The 15,183-nt window shown below is 70.1% G+C and carries 12 protein-coding genes; 7 read left to right on the top strand and 5 right to left on the bottom strand.

The window, feature by feature from the left end; translation table 11 throughout:
• Nucleotides 1-63 precede the first annotated feature (63 nt).
• Nucleotides 64-1,203 (top strand): alkaline phosphatase family protein, encoded by a 1,140-nt coding sequence (locus ACZ6JE_RS04175; RefSeq protein WP_192060268.1) that lies wholly within the window; start codon nucleotides 64-66, stop codon nucleotides 1,201-1,203.
• A 22-nt stretch (nucleotides 1,204-1,225) separates the two neighbouring features.
• Here the strand turns inward: ACZ6JE_RS04175 and sepH are convergent, their stop codons facing one another.
• Nucleotides 1,226-2,392: a septation protein SepH gene (sepH, locus tag ACZ6JE_RS04170; protein ID WP_464318271.1), complete on the bottom strand. Its 1,167-nt coding sequence runs from the start codon at nucleotides 2,390-2,392 to the stop codon at nucleotides 1,226-1,228.
• Between the two features lie 197 nt (nucleotides 2,393-2,589).
• Here sepH and ACZ6JE_RS04165 point away from each other — a divergent pair, with 197 nt between their 5' ends.
• Nucleotides 2,590-2,880, top strand: a complete 291-nt coding sequence (locus tag ACZ6JE_RS04165; RefSeq protein WP_192060270.1) for a DUF4193 domain-containing protein — start codon at nucleotides 2,590-2,592, stop codon at nucleotides 2,878-2,880.
• Here ACZ6JE_RS04165 and ACZ6JE_RS04160 read toward each other — a convergent pair.
• Nucleotides 2,855-3,310: a DUF3093 domain-containing protein gene (locus ACZ6JE_RS04160; protein WP_192060271.1), complete on the bottom strand. Its 456-nt coding sequence runs from the start codon at nucleotides 3,308-3,310 to the stop codon at nucleotides 2,855-2,857. The two genes, ACZ6JE_RS04165 and ACZ6JE_RS04160, sit on opposite strands and share 26 nt — an antisense overlap.
• Before the next feature lie 38 nt (nucleotides 3,311-3,348).
• Between ACZ6JE_RS04160 and dut the strand changes: the two genes are divergently transcribed.
• The 5 genes from dut to dxs all read left to right on the top strand — a co-directional run bounded on the left by dut (nucleotide 3,349) and on the right by dxs (nucleotide 10,358).
• Nucleotides 3,349-3,825 carry a dUTP diphosphatase gene (gene dut, locus ACZ6JE_RS04155; RefSeq protein WP_414655440.1) on the top strand — a complete coding sequence of 159 codons (477 nt, stop codon included), beginning with the start codon at nucleotides 3,349-3,351 and terminating at the stop codon, nucleotides 3,823-3,825.
• The gene (locus tag ACZ6JE_RS04150) at nucleotides 3,822-4,532 is read left to right on the top strand and encodes a DUF3710 domain-containing protein (protein WP_320478948.1); all 711 of its coding nucleotides are present in this window, start codon (nucleotides 3,822-3,824) and stop codon (nucleotides 4,530-4,532) included. Before dut ends, ACZ6JE_RS04150 begins: the two co-directional genes overlap by 4 nt.
• Nucleotides 4,533-4,539: 7 nt before the next feature.
• On the top strand, nucleotides 4,540-5,292 hold the full coding sequence (locus tag ACZ6JE_RS04145) for a DUF3159 domain-containing protein (RefSeq protein WP_464318270.1): 753 nt from the start codon (nucleotides 4,540-4,542) through the stop codon (nucleotides 5,290-5,292).
• Nucleotides 5,293-5,450: 158 nt separating this feature from the next.
• The gene (gene acnA / locus ACZ6JE_RS04140) at nucleotides 5,451-8,279 is read left to right on the top strand and encodes an aconitate hydratase AcnA (protein WP_464318269.1); all 2,829 of its coding nucleotides are present in this window, start codon (nucleotides 5,451-5,453) and stop codon (nucleotides 8,277-8,279) included.
• Nucleotides 8,280-8,405: 126 nt separating this feature from the next.
• Nucleotides 8,406-10,358 (top strand): 1-deoxy-D-xylulose-5-phosphate synthase, encoded by a 1,953-nt coding sequence (gene dxs, locus ACZ6JE_RS04135; protein ID WP_320478945.1) that lies wholly within the window; start codon nucleotides 8,406-8,408, stop codon nucleotides 10,356-10,358.
• Between the two features lie 82 nt (nucleotides 10,359-10,440).
• On the opposite strand, the gene ACZ6JE_RS04130 is transcribed toward dxs, so the two are convergent.
• From ACZ6JE_RS04130 to ACZ6JE_RS04120, 3 genes are all read right to left on the bottom strand, one after another.
• A complete protein-coding gene (locus tag ACZ6JE_RS04130; protein WP_464318268.1) occupies nucleotides 10,441-12,567 on the bottom strand; it encodes a 3-hydroxyacyl-CoA dehydrogenase NAD-binding domain-containing protein in 2,127 nt (708 codons plus the stop codon).
• Nucleotides 12,564-13,769 carry a thiolase family protein gene (locus ACZ6JE_RS04125; protein WP_320477160.1) on the bottom strand — a complete coding sequence of 402 codons (1,206 nt, stop codon included), beginning with the start codon at nucleotides 13,767-13,769 and terminating at the stop codon, nucleotides 12,564-12,566. Before ACZ6JE_RS04125 ends, ACZ6JE_RS04130 begins: the two co-directional genes overlap by 4 nt.
• A gap of 73 nt (nucleotides 13,770-13,842) precedes the next feature.
• Nucleotides 13,843-15,171, bottom strand: coding sequence for an HRDC domain-containing protein (locus tag ACZ6JE_RS04120; protein WP_320477161.1), 1,329 nt, complete (start codon nucleotides 15,169-15,171; stop codon nucleotides 13,843-13,845).
• Nucleotides 15,172-15,183 lie beyond the last annotated feature (12 nt).

Raw genomic sequence — 15,183 nt, 5'->3', positions numbered from 1 at the left:
TCTCGGGGGCAGGAGGCGCGAAGCACCTCGGATGGATGGTTCGGCTATGGCAGACTGGTGCCGATGACGTCCATCGTACCGGGGCGCCCCCCGCACGCCGTGAGCCTGGCCGACGTGCTCCCCTCTTCGGTCGCCTCGCTCTCGGGCGCGGCGAACCCGCTCGCTCTTCCCCCCGCGCGGTCCGCCGTGGTCCTCCTCGTCGACGGTCTCGGCAGCTCCTCGCTCGGTGCTCGGAAGGGCCACGCCCGCACGCTCGCCTCCGCCCCGGGCGGCAGCATCTGGTCGGGCTTCCCCACGACGACGGCGGCCGCGCTCACCACCTTCGCCACCGGGGTCCTCCCCGGCGAGCACGGGCTCGTCGGCTACTCGGTGCTCGACCGCGACCGCGATCGCGTCGTGAAGCAGCTCTCGGGCTGGGACGCCGGCATGCGGCCCGACACCTGGCAGCGCAGCAGCACCGTCTTCGAGCGAGCCGCCGACGAGGGAGTGACGAGCTTCTCGGTCGGCCCGAAGCGCTACGCGACGTCCGGGCTGACGGAGGCCATCCTCTCCGGCACGACCTATCTGTCGGCGGAGTCGATGGCCGACCGATTCGACGCGGCTCGCGACGCCGCTCAGGCGACCCGCGCCTCCCTGGTGTATCTGTACGTCCCCGAGCTGGACATGATCGCGCATCGCGCCGGCTGGGAGTCGCCGGAGTGGACGACCGCGCTCGAGCAGGTGGACGCCGAGATCCGCCGCCTCGACGCCGGGCTCGGGCACGACACGGGGCTGCTCGTCACGGCGGATCACGGGGTGCTCGACATCGGCGAACGCCGTCGCATCGTCTTCGGCGGGAGACCCGAGCTCGTCGACGGTGTGCGGCACGTGGCGGGCGAGCCGCGCTGCCTGCAGCTGCATTTCGGCGACGAGGTGACGGACGACCGGCGAGCGGCCACACTCGCGGCCTGGCGCGAGGCGGAGGGCGAACGGGCCTGGGTGATCACGCGCGAGGAGGCCGTCGAGGCGGGCTGGTTCGGACCGGTCGACGCCGAGGTGCTGCCCCGGATCGGCGACATCCTCGTCGCCGCGCGTCGCGGCGTCGTCTACTACGACGGGCGCGGTACCGGCGGTCTGGCCGGCTCGATGATCGGGCAGCACGGCAGCTGGTCGACGGACGAGACGCAGGTCCCGCTCAGACGATTCGGCGCCTACGCGCGCTGACGCCCCCCGGTGGTCGGACCACTCACTTGTCGTCGTCCGAACGCGCTCCGAAGACGATGTCGTCCCAGCTCGGCATCGACGCCCGGCCGCGGCCCTTCTTGCCGCTCGACGAGAGCGGCGTGACCACGGGGGGCATCGGGTTGGCACGGCGGGGTCGGCCGGTGCGGGCTGCGCCCGGCAGGGGATGCGCAGCAGCCGACGAGTCGTCGTCGCGGCCCTGCTCGGCGTCGGGTCGGGCGGCGGTCGTGTCCGTCGAGCCCTCGGGCAGTCCGAAGTCGTCGAGAGGCACGTCGATGACGCGGATGGATCCCGCCGCCGGGTGCTGCGGGGCGTCGTCGTCGGAGAAGCGCGCGGACTCCCGCTCGCCCCGTCGGCGACGGAGGGCCTCGAGCAGATCGGCCGTCTGGTTGTGCGACGTGGCCGGGTCGGGCGAGCGGTTCATGGCCGCGAGCGAGGCGGCCGAGCGGGCGTCGCTCCGATGACGCTCGGGCTCGACGACCCGGGGGACCTCGATCTCCACGTCGGTCTCGGGGGTCGTGTCGACCATGAACGCGCCGCTGTCGAAGCGACCCGGGGTCGATCCCGAGTCGCGGTCGACGGCCCGGAGGCGCGGTGCGAGAGGGCCGACGTCCTCGCGATGCTGAGAGAGGGTGTTGGCGTCTCCGCCGGCGGGGGCGAGGAGGAGCTTCTTGGGGTCGAACCGCCAGGTCGCGTCTCGCGAGACCTCGCGGGTCACGTACGAGACGTGGACCAGCCAGCCCTGCTCGACGTCCTTGTAGCTGGTCCACGAGCGGTCCGATGCCTCCGCCGTGTCCAGGCGGGCTTCGATCACCCCTCCGAAGGTGGACGGGCCCGAGTCGCCGTCGTCGTCGCCGGCCACCGTCACCGGGACGGCCATCGCGGTCTCGAGCACGAACGCGCGCTCGGCGAGGACGGGACCCTCGAATCGACGGATGTAGTCGAGGTCGGCTCCGGTGACCGCGGAGGTCTGCTCGGACGAGAGGCCGGCGCGGATGTGCGCCTGGATCTCGCGAGGTGGCGCCTTGCGCTGGGCGGGGGAGCCGTCGGGCGCGGCGGCGCGCAGATGCGTGTGGAGCGAATGCGTGACCGGGAGGCGGTACTCGCTTCCGCCGTCGGTCGCCACGAGCAGCGCACCGCTCTCGACTCCGATGACCCTCAGATCCTGCATGTAGCACGCCTTTCGCCGTCGTGATTCGCCCGTAAGACTCGCACGTCGAGGGCCTCCGACCGGGGAATAGAACGGGCGTGCCGCCAGTTCTTTCGAGGCGCCCGGGAGGCCCTGCCGACCGGTTTGCTATTCGGGAACGAGTCATGCAAACTGTGCGCGCCGAATTGGGTACACGAACGTAATAGAACTGGATGGGCATGGCAACCGACTACGACGCACCTCGCAAGAACGACGACGACTCGGAGTCGATCGAGGGGCTCAAAGAGCGGGTCCCCGACAAGATGACCGGTGTCGTCGACGACGACGCCGACAACCCGGGCTCGTTCGAGCTCGCCGGTCAGGATCTCTCCGACCTCGATCTCGACGTCGTCGTCCTGCCCCCGCAGCTCGACGAGTTCACCTGCGTCGAGTGCTTCCTGGTCAAGCACCGTTCGCAGCTCGACCACGAGACCAAGCTCGGGGCTATCTGCCGGGAGTGCGCCGCCTGACGGCCGTCAGCCGGTCGACGATCTCGTCGGGCCGACGGGTCGAGACCAGCCAGTAGGGAGCCGGGTCCGACACGTCGGTCAATTCGATCCTGACGACCGGCTTCACCCATCCCCGGAAGAGGGTCCATGCTCGTGCATCGAGCAGGGGCCCTCTTTGTGCTGTGGCGGCGGCCCCGCGGTAGGCGGTCACGTCTCCGATCTCGTGGGCGTGGAGGCGCGCGCGACCCGCCGAGAACCCCTCGTCGTCGATGGTCAGCACGGGCGAGCCGAGGAGCAGCGCCAGCACGGCCGCCACGTAGAAGACGATCGCCATGACCACGCCCACCCCGACATTGATGGGCAGGAAGACCAGGAGCGTCGCCGGCAGCAGGAGCGCCGAGGCCAGGAAGACGGTGACCGGCGGCGACAGCCGCTCGCGGTAGTTGTGCATGGGTCCATTCGACCAGACTTCTGGACTACCCTCGACACGTGACTCAGACCCTCGACGTCCAGATCGCGGTCGACGGGGCCCTCGGCTCCGCGTTCGTCCCGCGCTATTCGCACCCCGGCGACGCCGGCGCGGACCTCCTGTCCACCGAGGCGATCACCCTCCGGGCCGGTCGCCGGGCTCTCGTCGGAACGGGGGTCCGGATCGCCCTCCCCGACGGCCACGCCGCCTTCGTCGTCCCGCGCAGCGGCCTCGCGGCCAAGCACGGCATCACGGTGGTGAACAGCCCCGGAACGGTCGACGCCGGCTACCGCGGCGAGATCAAGGTCGCTCTGCTCAACACGGATCTCGACGCCGATCACGAGATAGCGGTCGGCGACAAGATCGCCCAGCTCGTGATCGTGCCGGTCGTCCGAGCGGACTTCCTCACGGTCGAGACCCTCCCGGAGAGCGTCAGGGGCGACGGCGGCTTCGGATCCACGGGATACGCACACGAGACAGGAACGGCATCAGCATGAGGAAGTCCAAGCGCGCGCAGCAGGCCGCCGAGGTCGCCATCGACATCGAGCAGGTCGACGGAGACGACGTCGAGATCGATGTGAGCGGTCTCGACGAGGTCGAGGTCTTCGACGACTCGAAGTCCGCACCGGCCGATCGCGCCGAAGAGGGTCCGCTCGACGAGACCGAGGCGAACCCGGTCAGGCCCTACGTCGATCTCGGCGGTGTCAAGATCGTGCCCCGTGAGGGCCTCCACCTCCGCCTCGAGGTCGAGGAGGGCAGCAAGCGGGTCGTGGCCGTCGGGCTCGACTTCGCGAAGTCGACCCTGCAGGTGCAGCCGTTCGCGGCCCCGCGCAGCGCAGGTCTCTGGAACGAGATCCGCGGTCAGATCTCCGAGCAGATCCAACGCCAAGGAGGCGCGACCACCGAGATCGACGGACCCTTCGGTCCCGAGGTGCGCGCCGAGATCCCGGTCATGGGCGGCGACGCCGGGCACACGCGTCTCGCGCGCTTCGTCGGGGTCGACGGCCCCCGCTGGTTCCTCCGAGGGGTCATCGCCGGCGACGCGACCGTCGACGACGACGCCGCGGCCAAGATCGAAGAGCTCTTCCGCAGCATCGTCGTGGTGCGCGGCTCGAACCCGATGGCGCCCCGCGACCTCATCCCGTTGTCGATGCCCAAGGCCGGGCCGACCGACGCACCGGGCACCACGCCCTCCCAGGTCTGAGGCCGGCATGACCGACGACGACCGCACCGGGATCGGCGCGGAGTCCCCGTCCGACGATCCCCGCGTCTCCCTCGCCGCGCAGCTGCGGGCGGCGGCGAGCAAGGCCGGCATCGGCCAGGTCGCACCGGGCGAGGTCCCCACGGCGGGAGCCCTGCTCTCGGCCATCGGAGGCGTCCGCGGGCTCGCCGAGTCGATCCTGCCGGGTCTCGGATTCGTGGTCGTCTACACGCTGACGGGGAGCCTCGTACCCTCCGTGCTCATCCCGGTCGGCGTCGCGGTCCTGTTCGTCGTCGCCCGCATCGTGCAGCGCGGCCCCGTGGCCCAGGCTCTGGCCGGCGTGTTCGGGATCGCGATCTCGGCCGCCATCGCCCTCCTCAGCGGACGGGCCGAGGGCAACTTCATCCCCGGTCTCGTCGTGAACGTCGTGTCCCTCCTGGCATTGCTGGTGAGCATCGCGGTGCGGTGGCCCGTCATCGGCGTGATCGTCGGGCTGCTGACGAACGAGGGGAGCGCCTGGCGAGACGACAAGGCCAAGCGCCGGGTCCTGGTGCTGACCACGTGGCTCTGGTGCGGGCTGTTCGCGGCACGACTCGCCGTGCAGCTGCCCCTCTTCTTCGCCGGGCAGATCACCGCCCTGGCGACGACGAAGCTCGTCATGGGCGTCCCGCTGTACGCGGCGGTCCTCTGGATCACCTGGCTGCTGGTGCGGACGGTCTACCGGGCGCGTCTCGAGGCCGACGCGGCCCCGGGCAGGCTCTGAGCGCCGGCCGCTCAGCTACTCGGTGGTAGCTTTATCTTGACATCGAGATAAATCGACGACGTCGGTCATCGGACGGTCCGCGGACTTAGGCTTGCCTCGCTGGTGCGGTATCAGCCCAGCGACCATGATGACGACGGAGTCAGCAAGGGAGACGGCACGTGTCTGCAATCAACAGTTTCGGTTCGAAGGATTCACTGAGGGTCGGCGACACCGACTACGAGGTCTACCGCATCGACGCGGTCGACGGGGCCGACAAGCTCCCGTTCAGCCTCAAGGTCCTTCTCGAGAACCTGCTCCGCACCGAAGACGGTGCCAACGTCACAGGCGACCAGATCCGCGCCCTGGGCTCGTGGCAGCCCTCGGCCGAGCCCGACACGGAGATCCAGTTCTCACCCGCCCGCGTGGTGATGCAGGACTTCACCGGGGTCCCCTGCATCGTCGACCTCGCGACCATGCGCGAGGCCGTGTCGGCTCTCGGCGGTGATCCGACCAAGATCAACCCCCTCGCTCCGGCCGAGCTCGTGATCGACCACTCGGTCATCGCCGACCTTTTCGGCAGCGAGAACGCCCTCGAGCGCAACGTCGAGATCGAGTACGAGCGCAACGGCGAGCGGTACCAGTTCCTCCGCTGGGGGCAGACGGCGTTCGACGACTTCAAGGTCGTCCCGCCCGGAACGGGCATCGTCCACCAGGTCAACATCGAGTACCTGGCCCGTGTCACCTACAGCCGCACGGTCTCCACGGCGGACGGCGGCAGCGTGCTGCAGGCCTACCCCGACACGCTCGTCGGAACCGACTCGCACACCACCATGGTCAACGGCCTCGGCGTGCTCGGCTGGGGCGTCGGCGGCATCGAGGCCGAGGCCGCGATGCTGGGTCAGCCGGTGTCGATGCTCATCCCGCGCGTCGTCGGCTTCAAGCTGAGCGGCTCGATCCCCACCGGCGTCACCGCGACGGACGTCGTCCTCACCATCACGCAGCAGCTGCGGAAGCACGGGGTCGTCGGCAAGTTCGTCGAGTTCTACGGCGAAGGGGTCGCGCAGGTGCCCCTGGCCAACCGAGCCACGATCGGCAACATGAGCCCCGAGTTCGGCTCGACCGCGGCCATCTTCCCGATCGACGACGTGACGCTCGACTACCTGCGTCTCACCGGTCGCAGCGAGGAGCAGATCGAACTCGTCGAGAAGTACGCCAAGCTGCAGGGGCTCTGGCACGACCCGTCGACCGAGCCCGTCTTCAGCGAGTACCTCGAGCTGGATCTCGCGACCGTGGTCCCGTCGATCGCCGGGCCGAAGCGCCCCCAGGACCGCATCGAGCTGACCGAGTCGAAGTCGCAGTTCGAGATCGACCTGGGCTCGTACGCGACCACCGACCACACGAGCGTCGACGCCGCGGTCGAGGGCACCTTCCCGGCCTCCGACCCGGTCGGTCTCACGGCGGAGGACGACGCGACGGAGCCCCCGACGCACATCCACACCTCGCACGCCCCCGCCAAGACCTCGAAGCCCACGCCGGTGACGCTCGAAGACGGTCGCGAGTTCACCCTCGATCACGGCGCCGTCGCGATCGCGGCCATCACGTCGTGCACGAACACGTCGAACCCCTCCGTCATGCTGGCCGCGGGTCTCCTGGCACGCAACGCCAGCCAGAAGGGCCTGAAGGCGAAGCCGTGGGTCAAGACCACCCTCGCACCGGGTTCGAAGGTCGTCACCGACTACTACGAGAAGGCCGGTCTCACGACCTACCTCGAAGACCTCGGCTTCTACACGGTCGGCTACGGCTGCACGACCTGCATCGGCAACTCGGGCCCCCTGATCGACGAGATCTCGTCGGCCGTGCAAGACAACGACCTCGCCGTGACGGCGGTCCTGTCGGGCAACCGCAACTTCGAGGGGCGGATCAACCCCGATGTTAAGATGAACTACCTGGCGAGCCCGCCGCTCGTCATCGCCTACGCGCTGGCCGGGTCGATGAACTTCGACTTCGAGAACGACGCCCTCGGCACCGACGAGGCCGGCGGAGACGTCTTCCTCCGAGACATCTGGCCCGATGCCGCCGAGGTCCAGAAGACCATCGACGAGTCGATCGACACCGAGATGTTCACCCACGAGTACGCCGGGGTCTTCGACGGAGACGAGCGCTGGCGTTCGCTTCCGACGCCCACCGGCGCCACCTTCGAGTGGGACGACGAGTCGACCTACGTGCGGAAGCCCCCGTACTTCGACGGCATGACGATCGAGACCACGCCGGTCACCGACATCGTCGATGCTCGCGTCCTCGCCAAGCTCGGCGACTCGGTCACGACCGATCACATCAGCCCGGCGGGCTCGATCAAGGTCGACAGCCCGGCGGGTCACTACCTCGCGGAGCACGGTGTCGACCGCAAGGACTTCAACTCCTACGGATCGCGTCGTGGCAACCACGAGGTGATGATCCGCGGCACCTTCGCCAACATCCGTCTGAAGAACCAGCTGCTCGACGGCGTCGAGGGCGGGTACACGCGCGACTTCACGCAGCCCGACGCCCCGCAGTCGTTCATCTACGACGCGAGCGCCCGCTACCAGGATGCCGGCACGCCGCTCGTGATCCTGGGCGGCAAGGAGTACGGCTCGGGTTCGTCGCGCGACTGGGCGGCGAAGGGCACGAGCCTCCTGGGCGTCAAGGCCGTCATCACCGAGAGCTTCGAGCGCATCCACCGCTCGAACCTGATCGGCATGGGTGTGGTGCCCCTGCAGTTCCCGGCGGGTGAGAGCTGGGAGTCCCTCGGGCTCGACGGCACGGAGTCGATCAGCATCTCGGGGCTCACCGACCTCAACGAGGGCACGACGCCCAAGACCGTCCACGTGGTCGCGACGCCGAGCGACCACTCACCCGAGGGCAAGTCGGTCGTCGAGTTCGACGCCGTCGTCCGGATCGACACCCCCGGCGAGGCGGACTACTACCGCAACGGCGGCATCCTGCAGTACGTGCTGCGCAGTCTGGTCTGATCCCTCGCCCCGCGAGACCCCCGGGCCGCCGCCGATCCGCGGCGGCCCGGGGGTCTTTCCACGCTCCGCACACCCCTCGTGCCTAGACTGGACCGATGCCCTCCGGGGCGTGGAAGGGAAGCCGGTATGAGCCTGCTCGAAACGATCAGAGGACCTCGCGACCTCGACCGCTTGACCGACGACGAGATGATCGAGCTCGCGGGCGAGATCCGCAGATTCCTCGTCGCAGAGGTCTCCAAGACCGGCGGTCATCTCGGCCCCAACCTCGGGGTCGTCGAGCTCACGTTGGCTCTGCACCGGGTCTTCCACTCGCCGCATGACGCCATCGTCTTCGACACCGGCCACCAGTCGTACGTGCACAAGCTCCTCACCGGGCGCCAGGACTTCAGCATGCTGCGCCTCCGGGGCGGTCTCGCGGGCTATCCGCAGCGCTCCGAGTCCGAGCACGACATCGTCGAGAGCTCGCACGCCTCCAGCTCGCTGTCGTGGGCCGACGGCATCTCGCGCGCCTTCCAGCTCACCGGGCAGTCCGACCGCCACGTCGTGGCCGTCGTCGGCGATGGCGCTCTGACCGGCGGCATGACGTGGGAGGCCCTCAACAACATCTCCGACGACAACGACCGTCGGCTGATCATCGTCGTGAACGACAACGGCCGCTCGTACGCGCCCACCATCGGCGGCATGGCGCGGTTCCTCAACACGGTGCGGACGAGAAGCACGTATCGCGACATGCATCGTGGCAGCCGTGCCGTCTTCGATCACCTCGGGCACCCCGGTCGCGCCTTCTACCGCGGGGTTCGGGGCGGGCTGCACGGGTTCCTCAGTCGATTCACCAACAACGAGGCGCTGTACTCGAACCTCGACATCAAGTACGTCGGCCCGGTCGACGGTCACGACCAGTCGGCCATGGAGGAAGCTCTCCAGCAGGCCAAGAACTACGGCACCCCGGTGATCGTGCACGCCATCACCGAGAAGGGCCGGGGCTACGATCCGGCGCGGGCCGACGTGGCCGACCAGTTCCATGCGGTGGGGCAGATCGACCCCGAGACGGGTGAGCCGCTCGCTTCGGCGGGCGCCCCGTCGTGGACGTCCGTCTTCGCCGAGGAGATCGTCTCGATCGCCGAGCGGGACGAGACGGTGGTGGGCATCACGGCGGCCATGCTCCGTCCGGTGGGTCTGCATCTCCTCGCCGAGCGGTTCCCCGGCCGGGTGCTCGACGTCGGCATCGCCGAGCAGCACGCGGTCACCAGCGCCGCCGGGCTCGCGTTCGGCGGGCTGCACCCGGTGGTCGCGCTCTACGCGACCTTCGTCAACCGGGCGTTCGACCAGATCCTCATGGACGTCGGGCTGCACCAGGCCGGCGTCACGTTCGTCCTCGATCGGGCGGGTGTCACGGGCCCCGACGGGCCGAGCCACCACGGCATGTGGGATCTCGCACTGCTGCAGATCGTGCCGCACATCCGTCTGGCGGCCCCGAGGGATGCGACGCGCCTCCGCGAAGAGCTCCGCGAGGCCGTGGCCGTCACCGACGCGCCCACCGTGGTCCGTTTTTCCAAGGGCAGCGTCGGCACCGAGCACGATGCGATCGAACGACTCGACGACGGTGTCGACGTTCTGCATCGCGGTGATCGGGCCGACGTCCTGCTCGTCTGCGTCGGCCCGATGGCCTCCGTCGGTCTCGACGTCGCCGCGCGCCTCGCCGATCAGGGCATCGGCGCCACGGTCGTCGACCCGCGGTGGGTCGTCCCCGTGGCGCGTTCGGTGATCGATCTCGCGGCGGAGCATCGACTCGTCGTGACCATCGAGGACGGCGTGCGCGTCGGCGGCATCGGGACGCGCATCCGACAGGATCTCCGTCAGGCAGGCGTCGACACTGCGGTCACCGAGCTGGGTCTCCCAGACGAGTTCCTGGCGCACGGTTCACGAGCCGAGATCCTCGAGGAGGTGGGGCTCACCCCGCAGGCCATCGCCCGCGACGTGGTGGCTCAGGTCCTCGGGAGCAAGATCCCCGTGGCCCGACCGCTGACGGACGGTGCGCAGGCCGACGCCACCGGTTCCGGTCGCCTCCGCGACCAGTAAGCGACACGCGGGCGTCCCCGCCTCGACCGACGACGGCCCCGCTGCTCGAGAGCAGCGGGGCCGTCGTCGTCGACGCGGAGGCTCAGCCGGCCACACCGCGGATCACGGGTGAGTGGAACGTCGTGCCCCGGACGCGCTCGGTGGCGCCGACCCGGTCGAGGTACGGCGTGAGCCCGCCCATCTGGAACGGGTAGCCCGCCCCGAGGATCAGACACAGATCGATGTCCTCGGCTGCGGAGACCACGCCGTCGTCGAGCATGCGCCCGACCTCGTCGGCCAGGCCGTCCTCGATGCGGATCCGGAGCTCGTCGGCGGACAGCGCTGTGCCCTTCCCCGCTGTCAGCGCGACGGCCTTCTTGTCGAACCCCTGGCGTCGGCCCTTGGAATCGCGGTCGAGGATCCGCCCGTGGTCCGCCAGCCGGTGGAGGGCCTCGCTGGCGTGGAATCTGTCCGGGAACGCGGCGTGATGGGTGTCGAGCACGTGCGCGCCGACGGTCAGCCCGACGAGCTCGAGCAGCTCGAACGGGGTCATCGGGAGCCCGAAGGGATCCATCGACCGGTCGACGACCTCGAAGGGGGTGCCCGTCTCGACCGCGTGCATGGCCTCGCCGAGGACCTTCGCGAGTATGCGGTTCACGACGAACCCCGGGGTGTCCGCCGTGATGACCGCGTTCTTGCGGAGGACCTTGGCCGTCACCATCGCGGTGCTGAGCGTCGCCTCGTCGGTCTTCGGCGTCTTGACGACCTCGATGAGCGGCATGACGGCGACCGGGTTGAAGAAGTGGAAGCCGACCAGACGCTCGGGGTGCTGCAGCTCGGCGCCGATGGCCTCGACGCTCAACGACGACGTGTTCGTCGCCAGGATCGTCGTCTCGGAGACGATCGCCTCGACGTCGGCGAAGACCTTCTGCTTGACGGAGAGCTCTTCGAAGACGGCCTCGATGACCCAGTCGCAGTCGGCGAAGTCGCGGAGGTCGGTGGTGCCGGTGACCAGCGCCTCCAACCGGTTCGACTCGTCGCTCGTGATCCGGCCCTTCGCCGCCAACTCGGCGATGTCGGCTCGGATCCGTGCGACACCGGCGTCGACGCGCCCCTGGTCGAGGTCGGTGATGACGACGGGCACGCGCAGACGTCGGACGAAGAGGAGGGCGAACTGGCTGGCCATGAGCCCCGCGCCCACGACCCCGACCTTCCCGATCGCGCGGGCGACCTCGGGGGAGGGGGCCCCGGCGGGCTTCTTCGCGCGCTTCTGGACGAGGTCGAACGCGTACATGCTCGCCTGGAACTGATCGCCCGAGACGAGATCGGCCAGCGCCTCGTCCTCCGCCGCGAAGCCGGTCGCCCGGTCGGTGTTCTTGGCGGCCTTGAGCAGGTCGAGGGCCGCGTAGGGCGAGGCCGCCACGGTGCCGATCTTCGACTGCAGCGACTTTCGGGCGATCGAGATGGCGGCATCCCACTTGACGGCCCTCTCGAGCCGCCCGGGGACGTTCGGACGCTTGACCGTGATGCGCCCGGTCACCACGCCGTCGGCCCAGCGGATGCTGTCTTCGAGGAACGACGAGGGTCCGAACATCTCGTCGACGATGCCGAGCTCGAGAGCCTGCGCGGGCTTGAGGGTGCGGTTGTTCTTGAGGGGGTTCTCGACGATCACGCGCAGGGCGTTCTCGATCCCGATGAGGTTGGGCAGGAGCCACGCGCCGCCCCAGCCGGGGATGAGCCCCAGGAACACCTCGGGCAGCGCGATCGCCGCCGCCGACGAGTCGACGGTGCGGTAGTCGGCATGCAGCGCGATCTCCACCCCGCCGCCGAGCGCCAGTCCGTTCACGAACACGAACGTGGGCACACCCGCGTCGTGCAGCTTGCCGAGCACCGCGTGGCCCTGCCGGGCCAGCTCGAGCCCGACCTCGCGGCTCGGGATCTGCCCGACCTTGCTGAGGTCCGCCCCCGCGGCGAGGAAGTACGGCTTGCCGGTCACGGCGATGGCGGCGATCTCACCCCGGGAGGCGCGGGCCCGGAGGGCGTCGAGGGTCGCGCCGTACTCGGCCAGCGTCGCCGGCCCGAGGGTGCTCGGTCGGGTGTGGTCGCGGCCGTTGTCGAGGGTGACGAGGGCCAGCACGCCACCGGACGGCATCGGCACGTCGCGGACGTGCGAGTGCGTCACGACCTCGTCGGCGGACAGGGCTGTCAGGGTCTCGAGGGCCGTCGTCATGCGCGGGCCGCCTTTCGCGAGTAGTGCGGGTTCTCCCAGATGACGCTGCCGCCCTGACCGAGACCCACGCACATGGCCGTCAGGCCGTAGCGGACGTCGGGTCGCTGCTCGAACTGGCGCGCGAGCTGGATCATCAGGCGGACCCCGCTGGAGGCCAGAGGGTGCCCCACGGCGATCGCACCGCCCCACGCATTGACCCGCGGGTCGTCGTCGTCGATGCCGAAGTGGTCGAGGAGCGACAGCACCTGCACCGCGAAGGCCTCGTTCAGTTCGAAGAGCCCGATGTCGTCGATCGACAGGCCCGCCTTGCGGAGGGCCTTCTCGGTGGAGGGGACGGGTCCGATGCCCATGATCTCGGGTTCGACGCCGGCGTAGGCGAAGCTCACGAGTCGCATCTTGGGGGTGAGGTCGAGCTCGTCGGCCGCCTGCTGCGAGGCGAGGAGGCTGACGGTCGCTCCGTCGTTCAGCCCGGAGGAGTTGCCGGCGGTGACGCGGCCGTGCGGCCGGAACGGCGTGCGGAGCGCGGCGAGACCCTCGAGGGTCGTCTCGGGGCGCGGCGCCTCGTCACGGGTGGCGAGACCCCAGCCCTCGTCGGTGGCCACGGCCACGGGCACGAGGTCGGGTTGGATGTGGCCGGCGTCGTAGGCCGCGGCCAGCTTCTGCTGAGACCGCATGGCGTAGCGGTCCGACCGCTCCTTCGTCAGCTGCGGGAACCGATCGTGGATCCGCTCAGCCGTGTTTCCCATGTTGAGGGCCTCGCCGCTGACGATCCTCTCGGCGACGAACCGCGGGTTGGGGTCGGCGTTGAAGCCCATCGGGTGGCGGCCCATGTGCTCGACGCCCCCGGCGATGGCGACGTCGTAGGCGCCGAACGCGATGCCCCCGGCGAGAGTCGTGACGCTCGTCATGGCCCCGGCGCACATCCGGTCGATCGCGAAACCGGGGACGGACTTCGGCAGACCGGCCAGGAGCGCGGTCGTCCGCCCGAGGGTCAGACCCTGATCGCCCTGCTGGGTCGTCGCCGCGATGGCGACGTCGTCGACGCGGTCGAGCGGCAGGGACGGGTTGCGTTCGAGCAGACCCCTCATCGCCTTGACGACGAGATCGTCCGCCCGGGTCTTCCAGTACATGCCTTTGTCGCCGGCCCGCCCGAACGGGGTGCGTACCCCGTCGACGAAGACGACATCTGTTCTCTCGGCCACATTGCCTCCAGTGCTCGGATCTGGTCCGATCCTAGGGACGACGCCTGCCGGGCGGAGAATCCTTCGCGGATGTCTACGAAGTCGCGCCGTCGCCGTCCTCGGGCTCTTGGTGGGCGTCGACAAAGGCCTCGGCGAGCGGTTCGGCCACGGCGTCGATCTGCCAGCGTCGGGCGCCGAGCGCCTCGAGCGCCGCCGCGACGGCGTCGGTCTCGAACGGGATGGGCGGCTCCCAGGCGAGACGCCGCAGGTGCTCGGGGGTCAGCAGGTTCTCGACGGGCATGTCGAACGTCTCGGCGATCTCGGCGATGCGCGGGCGCGCGAACCGGTAGCGGGCGTCGGCCATCGGGTTCTTGTCGGCCCAGCTGCGGGGCGGCGGCAGCGTCTCCGCCGCGGGACCGCGGGTCGACGGGAGGTCGGTCGTCGCGAGGCCGCGCTCGATGGCGCCCCACCAGCGGTCGAGCTCGCTCCGGCTCGCGCGTCCGACGAACTCCCGCAGACCCGCCAGGGCGCGCTTGTCGGCGGGCATCGCCTTGGTCGCCGCCACCAGCGACGAGTCGGGCACGAGTCGACCGGGTGCGGTGTCGATCTGCCGCGCGTACTCGTCGCGGGCCAGCCACAGCTCACGGGCGACGGCCAGACCGCGCGTGCCCCGCACGGTGTGCAGTCCGGTGAGACGACGCCAGGGGTCGACCTTCGGCGGCTTCGCCTCGCGCGCGACCGTGGCGGCGAACTCCTCACGCGCGATCTCGAGCTTGCCGGCGTCGACGAGCCGCGCCTCCATGGCGTCCCGCAGGTCGACGAGCAGCTCGACGTCGAGGGCGGCGTAGACGAGCCAGCTCTGCGGAAGCGGACGCGTCGACCAGTCGGCGGCGGAGTGCTCCTTCGCCAGGTGGACGCCCAGCAGCTGCTCGACCACGGCGCCGAGCCCCACCTTGGGCAGCCCCGCGATCCGGGCCCCGAGCTCGGTGTCGAAGACGGTCGCGGGGTCGAGCCCCACCTCGCGGAGGCACGCGAGGTCCTGGCTGGCGGCGTGCAGCACCCACTCCTCGTGGCCGATGACCTCCTGCAGCTCGGCGAACGAGCCGATCGCGGGCGGGTCGAAGAGGAAGACCCCGGCGCCGCGACGGAACACCTGGATGAGATAGGCCCGCTGCGAGTACCGGAAGCCGGAGGCGCGCTCGGCGTCGATCGACACCGGCCCCGTGCCGGAGCGGATCGCCTCGACCGCTGCGAGGTACCCCGGCCGGTCGGCGATGACGTCGACCCTGCCGTGGAGGTCGTCGGCGGTCGTCAGGACGCTCGGCGACACGGAGACCACGGGCTGATCGCCCCCGGACGGGTCGCCTGCGCTGCCGACGACGCCGGAGTCGACGCTGCGGGATTCGGATGCGGCGGGGTTCATGGTCGTGTCCTT

Source organism: Frigoribacterium sp. AC759 (assembly GCF_979256015.1).
Note: the sequence above shows the minus strand (reverse complement) of the source record. Positions and strands in the feature narration are given on the sequence as shown.

Bases quoted from the DNA above. Each gene is read 5' to 3' on its own strand.
- ACZ6JE_RS04175 (WP_192060268.1), top strand. From the start codon at position 64: ATGACGTCCATCGTACCGGGGCGCCCCCCGCACGCCGTGAGCCTGGCC.
- sepH (WP_464318271.1), bottom strand. From the start codon at position 2,392: ATGCAGGATCTGAGGGTCATCGGAGTCGAGAGCGGTGCGCTGCTCGTG.
- ACZ6JE_RS04165 (WP_192060270.1), top strand. From the start codon at position 2,590: ATGGCAACCGACTACGACGCACCTCGCAAGAACGACGACGACTCGGAG.
- ACZ6JE_RS04160 (WP_192060271.1), bottom strand. From the start codon at position 3,310: ATGCACAACTACCGCGAGCGGCTGTCGCCGCCGGTCACCGTCTTCCTG.
- ACZ6JE_RS04150 (WP_320478948.1), top strand. From the start codon at position 3,822: ATGAGGAAGTCCAAGCGCGCGCAGCAGGCCGCCGAGGTCGCCATCGAC.
- ACZ6JE_RS04145 (WP_464318270.1), top strand. From the start codon at position 4,540: ATGACCGACGACGACCGCACCGGGATCGGCGCGGAGTCCCCGTCCGAC.
- dxs (WP_320478945.1), top strand. From the start codon at position 8,406: ATGAGCCTGCTCGAAACGATCAGAGGACCTCGCGACCTCGACCGCTTG.
- ACZ6JE_RS04130 (WP_464318268.1), bottom strand. From the start codon at position 12,567: ATGACGACGGCCCTCGAGACCCTGACAGCCCTGTCCGCCGACGAGGTC.
- ACZ6JE_RS04120 (WP_320477161.1), bottom strand. From the start codon at position 15,171: ATGAACCCCGCCGCATCCGAATCCCGCAGCGTCGACTCCGGCGTCGTC.